Consider the following 16,252-nt stretch of genomic DNA (forward strand, 5'->3'; position numbering starts at 1 on the left):
TTGCCGCGTTCCCCTGGCTCCGTTCCCGAAAGGGCAGGGAGGCGGCAGGATGTCGCCCGCAAGGCTGTGTAAACTGCTCGTTCCTGATCAGTACACAACGCCAGGCATGGTTAATAAATGGTCACGCTTCCCACAGCGCGACCATACGCTATTGCAAATGCAAATAGTTATCAATAATATTATCGATATAAATTATCGTTGATCAAAAACAGGCCTGTAAACATGGGGTTAATTCAGTGACAACGCTGGAGACAGGAAGCGACGCCTGGTGGCGGGCGGTAAATGGCCCGCAGAAGGTGCAGGAAGGGGATCACTATCGGGTCACGTTTTACTGGCGCGATCCGGCCGGCACCGAGCAGACGTCGCGGTTAAAGCGAGTCTGGCTCTATATCACCGGCGTCACCGACCATCACCACAATGCCCGCCCACAATCTCTGACGCGCCTGCCTGGCACCGATGTCTGGCAGTGGCAGGGCACCTTCAGCCCGCACTGGCGCGGCAGCTATTGCTTTATCCCCTCCGTGAATGACAACGATTTTGCCGACACCGTGTTTGCTGCCGATCCGCCGGATCGTATGGCCCTGCGCGAAGGCTGGCGTAAGCTGCTGCCGCAGGCCATTGCCGATCCGCTCAACGCCTGGAGCTGGCGCGGTGGGCGCGGGCACCCCGTCTCGGCGCTGGAGATGCCCGGTGCGCCGGCGCAGCCGGGCTGGGAGATGACGACGTGTAGCCATGCGCAACCACGCTGCATCACCTGGCAAAGCGACAGGCTGGGCAATAGCCGTCGGGTCTGGATTTTCACCACCGGCGATGACGCCCCCACAGAACGCCCTCTGGCAGTGCTGCTGGACGGGCAGTTCTGGGCCGAGAGTATGCCCGTCTGGTCGCCGCTCACGGCCCTGACTCAGGCGGAAAAACTGCCGCCGGCGGTTTATCTGTTAATCGATGTGATCGATACCGCCCACCGCAGCCGCGAGCTGCCCTGCAACCCCGATTTCTGGCTGGCAGTGCAGGACGAATTACTGCCGCAAGTGCAGGCCATCGCCCCCTTCAGCGACCGGGCCGACCGCACGGTGGTGGCCGGGCAGAGCTTTGGCGGCCTCTCTGCGCTGTATGCCGGGCTTAACTGGCCTGAACGCTTTGGCTGCGTGCTCAGCCAGTCGGGGTCGTTCTGGTGGCCCCATCGCGGCGCTCAGCAGGACGGGCAATTGATTACCCAACTAAAAAACCATGAAATCACGCCGCAGGGATTGCGCATCGTCATTGAAGCGGGGATCCGCGAGCCGCTGATCCTGCGTGCCGGACAGGCACTTTATGCCGAGCTACAACGCACGCAGTTGCCGGTTTTCTGGCGTCAGGTTGACGGCGGACATGATGCACTTTGCTGGCGCGGAGGGCTGACGCAGGGGCTGATGACGCTCTGGCAGCCGCTTATTCAATAACGGAGTCTGGTATGGAATTTACTAATCCCTTCGACAATCCGCAGGGTCAGTTCATCCTTTTGCAAAACGCACAGCAGCAGTTCAGCCTCTGGCCGCAGCAGTGCGCGTTGCCTGCGGGGTGGCAGGTGGTGAGCGAGCCGCAATCCAGCGAGGCCTGTCAGCAGTGGCTGGCGGCAAACTGGCGCACCCTGACCCCCGCCCATTTCGCTGAGGAGCAGGCATGAGCACGCGTCTTCCCCTTGTCGCGGCTCAGCCGGGTATCTGGATGGCAGAGCAGCTCTCTCCCTTGCCCAATGCCTGGAGCGTGGCGCACTACGTAGAACTTGAGGGTGAAATCAGCGCGCCGCTGCTGGCAAAAGCCATCGTCGCGGGCATGATGCAGGCCGATACCCTGCGCACCCGTTTTGCGGAGGATAACGGCGAGGTGTGGCAGTGGGTTGATGAGACCCTGCCGCTTGCTGAACCCCCTATTGTTGACTGCCGCAATGAAGCCGATCCGCATGCCGCCGCCATGGCGCAGATGCAGACAGATTTACACCAAAACCTGCGAGTGGATAGCGGCCAGCCGTTGGCCTGCCATCAGCTGATTCAGGTAGAGGACAACCGCTGGTACTGGTATCAGCGCTATCACCATCTGGTGGTGGATGGCTTTAGCTTCCCGGCCATTACCCGGCAAATCGTCGCCATTTATCGTGCCTGGTCGAGGGGAGACGAGACCCCCGCATCGCCCTTTACCCCTTTTGCGGAGGTGGTGGAGGAGTATCAACGCTATCGGGAGAGCGATGCGTACGCCCGCGATGGTGCTTTCTGGGCTGAGCAGCGTAAACAGCTACCGCCGCCGGTGTCGCTTTCCGCTACGCCGCTGCCAGGCCGGGCCGCGACCACCGATATTCTGCGCATGAAGCTAAGCGCTGATGCCCGCGCCTTCAGTAAGTTGGCAAACGCCGGGCAGGTGCAGCGCACCGATCTTGCGCTGGCGCTGGTGGCCTTATGGCTGGGACGTCTGACCGGACGGATGGAGTATGCCGCCGGGTTTATTTTTATGCGTCGTATGGGCTCTGCGGCCCTTACCGCCACCGGCCCGGTGCTGAACGTGCTGCCGCTGGCGGTCACCCTTCAGCCTGCGGAGACGCTGCCCGCACTGGCGCAGCGCTTAGCCGGACAGCTTAAAAAAATGCGTCGTCATCAGCGTTACGATGCTGAGCAGATCGTTCGTGACAGCGGGCGTACCGCCAGTGACGAAGCGCTCTTCGGTCCGGTCTTCAACGTTAAAGTCTTTGACTATCAGCTCGATCTGAACGGCGTAACGGCCACGACTCACACCCTGGCGACGGGTCCGGTGAACGATCTGGAGATGGCGCTGTTTCCGGATGAGCAGGGCGGATTGACCATTGAGATCCTCGCTAACCAGCAGCGTTACGACGAAGCGACGCTGAGCCGGCACGTAGAACGTCTGCATGCCCTGCTGGCTCAGTTCGCTGAAAATCCGGCGCTGACCTGTGGCGCGGTAGAGACCGTTTCGCCCGCCGAATATCAACAGCTGGCGCAGATCAACGATACCGCGGTGGCGCTACCCGCTACCACCCTGAGCACGCTGGTGGCAGAGCAGGCTGCCCGCACGCCCGATGCCCCGGCGCTCGCCGATGCACAGCACGAACTAAGCTACCGCCAGATGCGCGAGCAGGTGGTTGCCCTTGCCACGCTATTGCGCGAACGGGGCGTACAGCCAGGCGACAGCGTCGCGGTTGCGTTACCTCGCTCGGTATTTCTGACCCTGGCGTTACATGCCATCGTGGAGGCGGGGGCCGCCTGGCTACCGCTGGATACTGGTTATCCGGACGATCGCCTGCACATGATGCTCGAGGACGCGCAGCCCTCGTTGCTGATCACGACCGACGACCAGCGCGCGCGCTTCAGCCAGCTGGCGATACCGACTTTTAGTTACAACACACTATTACCTGCCGCGGGCAGCGAACCGCTGAACCTGTGCGCGCCGCAGCAAACTGCCTACATCATCTTCACCTCGGGCTCAACAGGACGGCCGAAAGGGGTGATGGTGGGACAGACCGCCATCGTTAACCGCCTGTTATGGATGCAGGATCACTACCCGCTGACTGCTACAGACGTCGTCGCGCAGAAAACCCCGTGCAGCTTTGATGTGTCGGTATGGGAGTTCTGGTGGCCATTTATCGCCGGGGCGAAGCTGGTGATGGCCGAGCCGGAGGCCCATCGCGATCCGTTGGCTATGCAGCAGTTCTTTGCCCGGTACGGCATCACGACGACCCATTTCGTGCCTTCCATGCTGGCCGCCTTTGTGGCGACCCTGACCCCGGAAAACGTGGCTTGTACCCGCAGCCTGAAGCAGGTGTTCTGTAGCGGTGAAGCGCTGCCGACCGAGCTTTGCCGTGAGTGGGAGCAGCTTACGCGCGTGCCGCTGCATAATCTGTATGGCCCGACCGAGGCGGCGGTAGATGTCAGCTGGTATCCGGCGTTTGGGCCGGAGCTGGCGGCCGTGCAGGGCAACAGCGTGCCGATTGGTTTGCCGACGTGGAACACCGGCCTGCGTATTCTGGATGCCATGATGCGTCCGGTGCCGTTTGGCATCGCGGGCGATCTCTATCTCACCGGTATCCAGCTGGCACAGGGCTATCTGGGCCGTCCGGATCTGACGGCCAGCCGCTTTATTGCCGATCCCTTTGCCCCCGGCGAACGGATGTATCGCACCGGCGACGTGGCGCGCTGGCTGGATAACGGCGCGGTGGAGTATTTAGGGCGCAGTGACGATCAGCTTAAAATACGCGGTCAACGCATTGAGCTGGGTGAAATTGACCGGGCGATGCTGAGCCTGCCGGACGTGGCGCAGGCCGTGGCCCATGCCTGCGTCTTCAACCAGGCGGTGGCGACGGGCGGAGATGCGCGTCAGCTGGTGGGATATGTCGTATCTGAGTCCGGCCTGCCGCTGGATCGCGACGCGCTACGCGAGAGGCTGAAAGCGCAGTTACCCGCCCACATGGTGCCAGTGGTACTGCTGCAAATCAGTGAGTTGCCGCTGTCTGCCAATGGCAAGCTTGACCGCAAGGCGCTGCCGTTGCCTGCCGTGTCCAACAAAACCAGCGGTCGCGCACCGGGATCCGACACTGAAATCGCTGTTGCTCAGGCCTTCTCAACGCTGTTGGGTTGCGAAGTGAATGACATTGAGGCCGATTTCTTTGCCCTGGGTGGTCACTCGCTACTGGCGATGCGTCTGGCGGCACAGCTTAGCAATACGTTTGCCCGCAAGGTAACCCCAGGACAGGTGATGGTAGCCTCAACGGTGGGGGCGCTCAGCACGCTGCTGGCGTCGTGGAACGACGATGAAGCGCAGCGTATGGGGTACGAAACCCTGTTGCCTCTGCGTAAAAGCGAGGGGCCTACGCTGTTCTGCTTCCATCCGGCTTCGGGTTTTGCCTGGCAGTTCAGCGTGCTGGCGCGCTATCTGAGCCCGCGCTGGTCGATAACGGGGATCCAATCGCCGCGGCCCGAGGGACCGATGCAGCAGGGTGACAATCTGGATGCGGTGATAGACCATCATCTGGCGACGCTGCAAGCCCAACAACCGCACGGCCCCTACTCTCTGTTCGGTTATTCACTCGGCGGCACGCTGGCGCAAGGCATCGCCGCACGTCTGCGTCAGCAGGGCGAAGAGGTCGCGTTCCTCGGACTGCTGGATACCTGGCCGCCAGAGACGCAAAACTGGGCAGAAAAAGAGGGAAACGGACTTGATCCCGAAGTGCTGGCCGAGATTGCTCGCGAGCGCGACGCCTTTATCGCCGCCCAGCAGGGGCAGGCGTCTGGCAAACTGTTTGAAGCGATAGAGGGCAACTACGCTGATGCCGTGCGCCTGCTCACCACCGCCCACAGCGCGAAGTTTGACGGCAAAGCGACGCTGTTTGTCGCCGAGCGCACACGCACGCAGGATCCGCATCAGGCATGGGCACCCTGGGTGGGAGAACTGGAGGTATACCGTCAGGATTGCGCTCACGTCGATATTATCTCGCCGCAGGCGTTTGAGACGATTGGACCGGTATTACAGAGAATTTTGGGATAATGACTCCCTTAAGCATGACTATCCCGGCCTGTGCCGGGATTTTTTTTCAGCTGGGTGGGAGGATATTAGAAGCGGTAGCCGACAGTGAGGTTAAAGCCATTAACGGAGTAAGATTCGTAATATTTTGCTGTGGTACCTTCGTAGCCGATGCCGATAGAAAAATCATCCGTTGGGTTAAATTGTACGCCAGCGCCCCAGGCAAACTGGGTTGAATTTTCTGACGTTTTATCCCGCTCTGAATAGCCCCAGTCATAATCCCATCGGGTTTCTCCATCCCATTTGATATAAGAAACGCCACCCAGCGCATAAACAGATACGTAATCGTTAATACGATAGACTGGCCCAGCCAGCAGCGAATAATATTTAATATCGTCTTTATATGACCATGTCTCGCCAGCTTCGTACTCGCTATCACTGTTGTCCCCGGTCAGATAGGTGAAAGAGCCCATCACGCTAAAAGGGGAGTCCCATTCATAGCGATACTGAACGTTCACGCCACGGATATCACCCAGATTTTCAAAGTCACTTTGTGCATAACCAATCGAGACAGTATGGTTATTTGCCAGCGCAGTGCCGCTCATCAGGGTACTTGCTACCAGCAGCGCCAAAGACAATTTTTTCATTGATTAACATCCTTATTTTTACTGTGAAACACGCCCGTGAATGCGGCGTAGTAATATGAAGTTTACCTTTTCGAGGCAGAAAACTTTGCCTGAAGGACGACGCTATTTTGAAGAGGTTAAGCCCATAATTGTATTTATTTCAGTAAATTAGAGGTTAAATTCAGAATCTATTTAGCCTGATGCTGTAATGGGTGTTATTGCCAGTTGATGTGATAAACGAAGGCGAGGGCTGCTTTGAATAGGTGGGCGGGCTTTGAGTGTGATGATGATATTTTGTCTTTCGAGGCGGGAAGGTAACAGCGGGGTAGCAGGTCGCTGCCGCTGAAAGAGAGAGCAATGTTACGCTCTGCTGGTTAAAAATGCTCTGTAGTATAAACGAGGGGTGACAGTATTAGCGGGTGGACTAAAGCGGCATGGTTTATGGCAGATTTTTATTCAGGGTGACTGGTTATATGGGCTATAGCCTGGTGCGAGCGTAACCCTTTTTGCGTGGCGAATGGATAGCGCAGGTAGGATTTGTTGACGGGATGCCGATTAGGATTGGGTGATGCCGGACTCCATCGTTATCACCGCCCAGAACACCCGTGAACTGTACGGTTGTGCCGAGGGTCTGACGTGGCTTACGTCAACAAGAAGAAGATGGAACAGTGGATCAGAACATTTCCGGGGGGCTGAACTACACCGACGATTTGTCGGAGTATAAGCGCGGGGGACGGGCATTATGGGTAACGGCTGATAAAACAATCCCGGCCTGAATGACCGGGATTTATAAATACTATTAACCCCTTATTCCTAACCGGATTGTTTCAGTTGGAAATAAGGGTTGTAATATTAATTTTTCATTGAAAATAAATAACTTAGGTGACAGGGCTGTAACATCATAAATATTCTCAGCAATCAAGGTGAGCGTACTCCTAAAAACAGGAATGCCTATTTCATCCACAAAAACAAATACATAATCATTTTCATTATGATTGTTTGCTATAAATGCATTTATATCTTCATAATCTATATAATTAAGCTCTAACCATGATACATTTCCATTAACAAATGGATATTGATATAAAATATTAATAGCCTCTTTCTCGCACTGGCCTTCAAGTATATGAAAGTCAGCGCTAAGGGCTTCTTTACATTCATCGAATAGAGTCATGTCCCCTACCTATTCAACTGTTTCAATATGGTTTCAAATGTTTTTTCATTGCCTTCAAATGGTATTACCTGCTTAACTGCTTTTCCTGGCCCCTTTCCTTGGGAGTAATCCCATATATTAATATGTGTTCCCTTTTCAGGATCGTAGTCAACACGCCAACCAACTTTACCATCACTAGATTGACGTCCAATTACTTTTCCATTTCCTGCACTAACTTCTAATCGTCCAACAACAGGTTTAGAATTAGCCCCCAAATTACCTACAATATTTAATGCCTTATTGCGTGCATTTTCCCAACTTTTTTCAGTTTTGAGAATCGTTTCAATTCGATTTGTTGCACTGGGAACTTTTTTACCTGGCAGAAGTACCGATGCAGCCAGCGCCCCAAAATTCTCCGCTGCAAGCTGATTACCCTCCAGAGCCTGGTTTGCCATCTCACCAATAGCTGACCAGGTTTCAGTTTTCATCAGGTTTCTTATGGTATCTGCAACACCCTGATGCTTACCGTCCAAATCGCTGAGAGCTTTATTACAGTAGCTATCACCAATCGCACAGGCTGTGAGTGCCATTGCGCCATCAGCAGCATAATCAGCGGAACCTAATGCCACATCTCCAGTATCAGCAAGGGCATTGATGATAGCGTTGGTCGTTGCAGATAACGGGCCTTCGCCCATCTTGTCCCTGACCTGCGCTTTCCACCATTCCTTGCTTTCTTTCAGTGACTCTCGGCCCTTATCCCCGGCCATCGAGTTATTCTCAACCTCCACCCGCGCCGTGTTCGCCCCCACGGCAGCCAGCGACACATCCCCGCCGCCCGCAGCATACCCTACACCGGCTCCGGCGAGGGTGACAAGGTTACTTACCAGGCTTTTCTCATCCGCGGTCAGCTGGCTGACATCCTTGCCGTACAGCGCGCTGACCAGCCGTTCGGAGAGCAGGGAGGCCGTCACTGCCCCTGCGGCCCCGGCCTGCATGTTGCCGCCGAGCGCGCCGGCCAGCAGACCTGCCGCCGCGCTGCCCTTCGTCCAGAAGGCGCTCCCCGGACCGTAGTCGGTGCTGTTGTACTCCGGCTGGCTGCGGATAACCGCCTCCCGCTGGGCGGCAGTCAGGCCATCAAGCTTCCCTTCCGATGCCAGCTTCGCTTCCAGTGCGGCATTGGACTCTGCCGCCTGCTTCTGGGCGTATTTGCTGTAGGCATCCAGCACCGTGGTACCCAGGGCTGCGGCTTCGCTCTGTACTGCAAGGTTGTCCTTCACCTTCTGAATATCCCCGCGGATATCCACGCCGTCGTGCGTGTTCTCCGTATCCCGGATGAGCCCGGCGATGTCCTGCGTCTGGCCTTCCGGGTTGCGCAGGATAATCTCCCCGTCGCTGATGGCGGAGCTGGTGGTGCCGCTGTCTTCGCTGCCCGCATGCCCCGTACCGATAGCCGGGGCTACGTTGAGCTGCATGCCGTCGTTGCCGCCGAACAGCTTACCGCTGCCCGAGAGGGCCACGCTGTAGCTGTCACCGGAAGTGGTGCTTCTGTTTTCGAGATCACGCCAGCCGAGGGTGCCGGTATCGAGCCGGTTTTTATCGGCGGCGGTGGAGCTGATCACTGCCCCGTCCAGCTGGGTGTGGTTGCCGGTGGTGATATCAAAGCCGCCGCTGCCCGCGCGGATGGCGCTCTGGTTTGCCACGCTCTGGCCTTCGTGGGTGATGTTGTCGCCGGACAGGCTGACGCTGGCCGTCGAGGCGCCATAGCAGATGGGCGGAATGCACAGACTGAGCCCGACCCCGGAGGCGCTGTTTTTGCTGTCCAGGGTAACGCTGTCCTGCACGCTGCTGATCGTCAGGTCGCGACCGGTGTTTATCTCCACGCGGTTGCCGGAAAGCTCCGCGCCGCGCAGGGTGGTGTCGCGCCCGCTGGTCACGCTCAGCAGCTCGTCGGCGCGGATAAGGCTGTTGCTGTTGAAGGCCGAACTGCCATTCTTGCGGCCGCTCTGCTGCGAGGCCCCGAGCTCAATGCTGAAGCCGTTCTGGCCGCCAATCAGGCTGAAACCGACGCCAATACCTACCTGGTTCCCCTGGCTGCGGCTCGACCGGGTGAGGGTGTCCTGAGAGGCCGTCATCAGAATATCGCGACCGGCGTCCAGGGTGACGCGGCGGCCGTCGATCTGCACCCCTTCGCCGACGATATCGTTGCGGGCGCGGATGTTGACCTCTTCACCGGCCCGCAGGGTGGTGCCCTGCGTATCGGCGCTGTGATACTCGCTCTGCTGCGAGGAGGAGCCGGCGGTGAGAGAGACCTTCGCTTTCACCACCGAGCTGTCCGTCATGGCACCCTGGACGGCAGTGGCGCCCGCCTGTCCGGCGCGAATGGCCGTCAGGCGTGGGTCATCGCCGTTCTCCGCGCTGCGGACGGCGTTCTCGGCGCTTTTCGCCGCATCCACCGCCCAGCCGCCCGCGGAGGCGGTGACGCCGTACTGCGTCTGGCTGCTGCGGGATGCGCCGTCGCGGCTATCGCGACTCACGTCCAGCAGGACATTCTCGCCGGTGAGGGTGACTGATTTGCCGGCCGCCACGTCCGTACCGGATAGGGCGATATCTTTTCCGGCCTGAACGATGACATTACCCTCGGTGCTGTTGAGTTGGCTGCGCAGGCCGTTCTCGAGGCTGCTCGCCTCATGGGTGCGGTAACTGTCCCGGCCATAGCCCACGGTGCCACCGTAGCCATCGCTACCCAGTGTGCCGACGGTTTTACTGCTGCCGCTGGCATCGTGGCGGGCGGTATCCTGCCCGGCGGTGATCCGTACATCGCCCTGGGTGGCCGAAAGCATCAGATCGTCCGTGGCGCTGAGGCGGCTGCCGCTCACGTCGATACTCCCTTCGCGGCTGTTAAGGTAGATATCGCGGCCCTCAATCAGCGAGGCGTTCTGCGTGGTGCTCGCACCGCTGGTTTTACCCTCAGACTGGCTCATGCCGCCAGGCAATATCCGGTTGCCATGCTGGCCGCCACCGCCGGTAGCACGCACCGTGCTGACCATGCTGATGTCATCAGTAACCATCCACCCGCTCTGGCTGTTGCGGGTGTTGTACGCTTCGCGATCGGTCGAGGTCGTGATACGGATATCGCGGTGGGCATCCAGAATGACCGATTCCCCTGCCTGTAGCTGGCTGCCCGCAATCACCAGATCGTTGCCCGTGGCGTTCATCTGGATATTGCCCGCCGCGTTCAGCTTGCTGCCGCTGCTGAACTCACCCTCGTAGTGCGACTCCTGAGTGGATTTACTGCTGCCGAACGAGGTCGTCACCATATTGCCCGGCCCGTCGAGGCCCAGCGCCGCGCCTTCTGCGGCGAGAGCCTTCACGCGGTCGACGGTGCTGTTACCCCCTTTGCTGGACAGCGCATCGCGCACGTTGCGCACCGAATCCTCGAACGGGGCCTTCACGCTGACGGTGAGGCCGCTGCTGCGGGTCTCCTGTTTCATCGACTCCGTGAGGGTGTCGCGGCCAGGCAGCACTGCAATGTCGCGACCGGTAATATCGATATGACCCGTTGCGCGGGTAGTATCGCCTTCGGCGCGGCCCGCAACGACATCGGCGGCGCTTAGCGTCACCTGCTCCCCGGCGCGGATAATCACGTTGCCGCCGGAGGTGCCCACCAGGCTGCGGGCATCGCTCTGGGTGGTTTCCGTACCCTGACGGGTGGTTTTCGTTGACTGGGAACCCACGGTAACGCCCACGCCCGATCCGCTGCCGAAGACGCCCGATTTCCTGGTTTTCTCCATGTGATAATCGGCGCGGGTATGGGTTGCGGCTTCAATGGTGACGTCGTGGCCCGCCTGCAGGGCGATATCTCCCTCGCCAGCAACCGATGAGCCGTGGATCAGCAGGTCGTTACCCGCCTGCACCGTCACGTTGTCGCCGCTTAACAGGCTGCCCTGCGCGGTGGTCTGCCAAATTTCGTCATGGGTAACGGTGGTTTTCTTCGACAGCATCCCGCTGGTGCTCTGACGGCTGTGCTCCTCAAGATGAGAAGACGATTCTCCGCTAGTCAGCGTGACGTTGTTTCCCGCCGCAACGATAAGATCATCCCTCGCCGTCACGCTGGCGGCCCGGGCATTAAGGTCGTGCCCGGACTGCAATACGACATCGCCGCCGCCGTTAATCTGGCTACCTACATCTGAGGACTGCTCCAGCAGACGGCTGTTGCCTTTGCCCCAGTTGCCATACTCGGTGCGTGCCGTGCTCACCGTGTCGAGGGTCAGATCGTTGCCTGCGGCAATTCGCGTGCGGCTGTCGGCCCCGGCGTTGCTCACCTGGCTGCCGGTGAGGGTAATATTATTCAACGCCTGCAGGCTCAGGTCGCCGCTGTCACTCTGTACAAAAATAGTGGCCGGGCGGTCGACCCAGCGGTTGGCCGCATCGCCCTGAGTGGTCGTGACGCTGTTAATGTCGCGCCCGGCCATCAGACTCAGGCTGTCGTTACCCTGTAGGGTACCGCCCAGGTTATTGATATCCGTGCGTGCTTCAAGAGCGACGTTACGCCCGCCGATAAACCCGGTGTTGGTCAGGCTCTCTGCGGTTATCTGCGTAACATCCCGGCCGCTAATGCGCCCGCTGTTGGTGAGATCCTGTTTCAGATCCAGCACAATTTCGTTACCGGTCAGCAGGGCGCCGCCGGCATCAAGGTCGCCGGGTTTTACCTTCGCATACACTTGTGGCACCAACACCCGCTGCGTGGTGCCGTCTTTCAGAGGGATCTCCTGCTGCACCAGCCAGACGATGTCGCTAGTCAGATGAGCCATCTGTTCTGCGGTGAGCGCCACGCCCGGTACCAGGTGGTATTGATGACCAAATGCCACGCCAGCGTCCATCAGCGCCCGGAACTGCTCTTCATCGTTACTGAAGCCCTGCAGATAGCGGTTGCCGGTAAGCTGAATAATCTGCTCGCGGATCAGACGCTGCTCATAAAACCCGTCGCCCAGCCGTTTGAGCATGTTGTTACCGTCGAGTTTGAACTGCCGCTGCATATAGTCGCTGCCGAGCGAGGTTCTCCGGTCCGTGAAGCGCGGATCGGTCTCAATCAGATAAGGGACATCTGTGTTCAGGTGCAGCCGGAACAGACTGTTGTCTGGCAGACGGAGATCCGGGGGCGTGATGCGAATAACGCTGTTCTCACCGCCGCCGATCTCCATGATCTGGCCGGGCAGGGCGGGTGATGTCGTACCGGCGCGCGCGGTCCCGGTGGTCATACCCTCGGTGTTGCGGCTGGCAATCGTAGCGCTGCTCCCGCTGTTCTGGGTATGGCTCTGCCAGGCCATCTGTTTGAGGTCGATGGTTTGGGTGACTGGGGCGGGTGCGTAATCGCTATATTTTTTGCCCTGTGAGGTTTTGGTGCCGCCAAATCTGCGTTTTTTCTTTTTGGCATACCAGCGGATCTGGGTACCGATATCAGTGGTTATCCGTACCCCCGTGGTCGCCAGATTATTCAGTTCGCCGATGATGCCGCCCAGCAGACCGCCTGCCACAATCTGGCTGTCCTGGTTATTGACCTGGCGGCTGTTAAAGTGGATGTTACCGCCCGCGATAATCTTGCTGGGATCGGTTTCGGTGACCTGGGTCTCTTTCACCTCCCGTTTGTACTTATACTCATAAAACTCACGCCCTTTGGTGCCGTCCGGCATCGTCGCCTGATGTACATCCCACTTATCCTTATCACCGATAAAGACATCCGCCCGGTCGAAGCGGTTTGTTGAGCCTTTCAGCGCGACTTCGTGGTGGGCGGAGTTTTCGACGACGGCTACTTTGGTTTTCATTCCGGCGTTAGTGTTATTGATGGTGGCGACGCCAAGGAACATATTCCCCGCCGCTTCTATTGTCGCACCTGTGTTGTTTAGCGTCTGCGCCTGCCCCTGCGCTTCATATTGCGCATTAAGGTTGCCGCCCATAGCCATATCCCCGGCGCTGTAGATCAGGGCGTGACCCTTGTTATTAATCGTCCCGGCGGCGATATCAAGCCATTCACGGGCGGCAATGACCGGTGCCACCCCTTTTTTGGCCTCGTTATTGATGGTTGCGGCGGCCAGCGCGAGATGGTCGCCGTAGATACTGCCAGTGCCGTAGTTATTGAGGGTAGCGGCGGTGAGGTGCGTCAGGCCGCCGTCCAGCAGGCCGCGGTTGGTCAGTGTGCCTTCAATGAGCAGATGGTTTTCCCCAGCGCTGATCCCGGCGTTCACCTTGTTGGTGAGATTTTTCGCCGTTATCGTCAGGGCTTTTCCGGCTTTGATCAGATTTTCGTTGGTCAGCCCCTTCGCCAGGGTAAAGGTGACATTGCCGTTGGCAATGATCTCCCCGGTGTTCACAAAGGCTTTTTGCAGATTAAGCTGCAGCGCATCCTGCGAGAGCAGTTTGCCATCGCCGCTGGCAGAAGCGGCATTGACCTTCAGTTCGCGGCCTGCAATCAGCGTGCCGTCGGTGTTGGTGAGGGCGAGCGTTTTTCCGCCCCTGACATCCAGCTCCCCGGCGGACGAGAGCAGGCCGCGGGTATTATCCAGTAGAGTGAGCGTGTTGACGATCAGGGTGTCATTACTGCGTATTGCGCCGTCGCTATTGTCCAGCACCGGTGCGTTAAGGATGACCGCATCGCCCTCGATGCCCCTGTTCTCGCGGGCGGTATTGCGGTTAAGCAGGCTCCGGGCGTTCAGCGTGGTGGTTTTGCCGCTGCGGAGCAGCCCGGTGCTGTTATCCAGCTGTGTACCGACGGCAAGCGTCATATCCCCGGCGGACTGGATCTGTCCGCTCTGGTTACCCAGCTCGCTGCTCTCTAGCCGCATCTCCCCGCCCGCGGCCAGTATTCCCTGCTGATTATTCAGCGGACTGGCCTGCGTGGTCAGCGTCATTGCGTCGCCCGCCACAATGTGCCCGCTCTGGTTATCGAGCGCACCGCTTTGCAGCGCCAGATTCTGCCCGGCGCTAATCCGCCCTTGATTGTTATTCAGCCTCTGAGCTAGGGTCTCCAGCGTCAGGTTGTTGCCCGCCTGGATCAGCCCCTGGCGGTTGACCAGCGCGTCCGTTGTCAGGCTGAGATGTGATTCGCTGTAAAGCGTGCCGTGGGTGTTGTCCAGGGCGAGGCCGTTAATCAGGCTGTCGCCTGCGGAGGCCATGTATCCGCTGCGGTTGTCCAGCGTGCCGCCGCTGAGGGTGAAGGTCCCGAAGCTCAGCAGGCCGCCGTTTTTGCCGCTGTCGCGATTGCTTAGCGCGCCGCCATGCAGATCGATATTCAGGGCGCTGCCCGCCTGAACTAAACCGGCATCGTTGTTCAACCCCCCGCTGTGTAGCATCATCTCCCGGCTGGCGGTGAGAATGCCCTGCTGGTTATTGATGCTGCGGGTCGCTGTATCGATAGCGAGCGCGTTGGCCTGGATGCGACCTTGCTGGTTGTCGAGCGAGGCGCCGGTAAGGGTCAGTTTTTCTCCGGCGTTGGCGATGATCCCACCGCGGTTATCAATCCCGTCCTGATGGGCCAGCGTCAGGGCCGCCTCACCACGTTGTTGCAGCACGCCTTCGCGGTTCGACAGCTGGCGGGCGGTGATGTCCAGCGTGTCGGCGGTAATGTTACCGCCGTCATTATCCAGTTTCCCCCCCGTGCGCACCGTCACTGTCCGGGCTTCCGTGCTGGCTTGTGCCGTGCGGATGTTACCCTGAGTTGCCGTCAGTTCGATCTGCCCAGCGCGGCTCTGACTGGCGCTAAAATTAAGGTCTGTTCCGCGGGCCGATATCTTTCCGGCGGCCTGATTTTGCCCGCTCACCTTCAGCGTACCTTCGCTGGTGAGCGTCAGGTTGCCCGTTGCGTTTGCGCTACCGTCGGGTTTTATCCCGGCTGCCAGCACGCCGCTGCTCTGGATGCCGCTGCGGGAGGAGAGGTGGATGGTCTCCTGCGCCTGAATCTGGCCGCTGTTGGTAAGGGTTCCGTCCGCATTCACCACCACATCGCCCGCCGAGGCGCCAATCACGCCGGCGTTACGCACGCCAAGGCCGCGCTCGGTTCCGCGCAGATGAATTTTACTGGCGTACATGCCGCCAAGCTGCGCCACGTCGAGCGTAAATTGTGGCCGCGAGCTCTCATCCCCGTTTTTCGCAGTCACGGCCTGATGCGCGGCATCCACGATATTGCGTCCGGTGCTCACCTTCAGCTCTTTTGCCCAGAGACCGGCATTCACTTTTACCGCGCGGGCAATCAGGTCAGTGCTGTCGGCGCGGGTGCTGTCCATCCCGCGCCCCTCGATAACAATCTCGCCGCGCTGCACGTCATAGCCGCTGATTTTCCCGTCGCTCATCTGTACCTGGCCGGTGGTCAGTGTCGTGCGGTTGGCGTTGATAAACCCGCAGCCATCGCAGGTAATCCCTGCCGGGTTAGCGATCACTACCTGTGCTTTTTTACCCGCCACTTCGATGATGCCGTTGAGTTTGCTGGGGTCGCGAGAACTGACCTCGTTAAGAATGACCTTCGCTTCCCCCCGAGCCAGCCAGGGGTTGGCGGCTACCATGCCGGCCAGCTCACTTTGCGTATTACGGGCAGCGTTATTCAGGATCACCCCTTTCTTGTCCACATCGAAACGGGAGAAGCTGTTGCGAGAGACACCGGCGTTGGACGGCGTCTGGATATTGACCTGCGGGGTACCATTCGCGCTACTGATGATGGTCGGCCGCTGGTTTTTAGCCGCTGCGCCGTTGGCGATAATATCGGCCTGCACGGTCTGCACCGCACCCAGCGCCAGCCACAGGCTAAAGCTTAACGCACTAACTTTACCGATCAGGCGGCTCAGCGTATGACCCGTACCGGACGCCCGGGTGCCGATCGCCCGGGCGATCTCCGGCACCACCATGAGCATTCCACGCGCCTGGTTGAAAATAATGCGATACAGATTCTTATTCATGGTCTATTCCTTTAAGCGCGAAAGCG

Annotated in this window: 6 protein-coding genes; 3 read left to right on the top strand and 3 right to left on the bottom strand. The window is 58.9% G+C overall.

What is annotated here, in order from left to right; translation table 11 throughout:
* Positions 1-236 precede the first annotated feature (236 nt).
* From fes to entF, 3 genes are read left to right on the top strand one after another with little or no spacing between them, the layout of a single operon-like run.
* On the top strand, positions 237-1,442 hold the full coding sequence (fes, locus tag JZ655_RS05300) for an enterochelin esterase (protein WP_046884336.1): 1,206 nt from the start codon (positions 237-239) through the stop codon (positions 1,440-1,442).
* A gap of 11 nt (positions 1,443-1,453) precedes the next feature.
* Complete coding sequence (locus JZ655_RS05305; RefSeq protein WP_040076627.1) at positions 1,454-1,666, top strand: MbtH family protein; 213 nt, start codon at positions 1,454-1,456, stop codon at positions 1,664-1,666.
* A complete protein-coding gene (entF, locus tag JZ655_RS05310; protein ID WP_207293185.1) occupies positions 1,663-5,529 on the top strand; it encodes an enterobactin non-ribosomal peptide synthetase EntF in 3,867 nt (1,288 codons plus the stop codon). The genes JZ655_RS05305 and entF overlap by 4 nt, the downstream gene beginning before the upstream one ends.
* 65 nt (positions 5,530-5,594) lie before the next feature.
* Here the strand turns inward: entF and JZ655_RS05315 are convergent, their stop codons facing one another.
* The 3 genes from JZ655_RS05315 to JZ655_RS05325 all read right to left on the bottom strand — a co-directional run bounded on the left by JZ655_RS05315 (position 5,595) and on the right by JZ655_RS05325 (position 16,226).
* Positions 5,595-6,152 carry an Ail/Lom family outer membrane beta-barrel protein gene (locus JZ655_RS05315; protein ID WP_207293186.1) on the bottom strand — a complete coding sequence of 186 codons (558 nt, stop codon included), beginning with the start codon at positions 6,150-6,152 and terminating at the stop codon, positions 5,595-5,597.
* 778 nt (positions 6,153-6,930) lie between these two features.
* Positions 6,931-7,305 (bottom strand): CDI toxin immunity protein, encoded by a 375-nt coding sequence (locus tag JZ655_RS05320; RefSeq protein WP_207293187.1) that lies wholly within the window; start codon positions 7,303-7,305, stop codon positions 6,931-6,933.
* Positions 7,306-7,310: 5 nt separating this feature from the next.
* The gene (locus JZ655_RS05325; protein ID WP_207293188.1) at positions 7,311-16,226 is read right to left on the bottom strand and encodes a hemagglutinin repeat-containing protein; all 8,916 of its coding nucleotides are present in this window, start codon (positions 16,224-16,226) and stop codon (positions 7,311-7,313) included.
* Between the last annotated feature and the right edge of the window lie 26 nt (positions 16,227-16,252).

Origin of the sequence: Leclercia pneumoniae (genome assembly GCF_017348915.1) — a bacterium.
Classification (GTDB): domain Bacteria; phylum Pseudomonadota; class Gammaproteobacteria; order Enterobacterales; family Enterobacteriaceae; genus Enterobacter; species Enterobacter pneumoniae.

Bases quoted from the DNA above. Each gene is read 5' to 3' on its own strand.
- JZ655_RS05305 (WP_040076627.1), top strand. From the start codon at position 1,454: ATGGAATTTACTAATCCCTTCGACAATCCGCAGGGTCAGTTCATCCTT.
- entF (WP_207293185.1), top strand. From the start codon at position 1,663: ATGAGCACGCGTCTTCCCCTTGTCGCGGCTCAGCCGGGTATCTGGATG.
- JZ655_RS05315 (WP_207293186.1), bottom strand. From the start codon at position 6,152: ATGAAAAAATTGTCTTTGGCGCTGCTGGTAGCAAGTACCCTGATGAGC.
- JZ655_RS05320 (WP_207293187.1), bottom strand. From the start codon at position 7,305: ATGACTCTATTCGATGAATGTAAAGAAGCCCTTAGCGCTGACTTTCAT.
- JZ655_RS05325 (WP_207293188.1), bottom strand. From the start codon at position 16,226: ATGAATAAGAATCTGTATCGCATTATTTTCAACCAGGCGCGTGGAATG.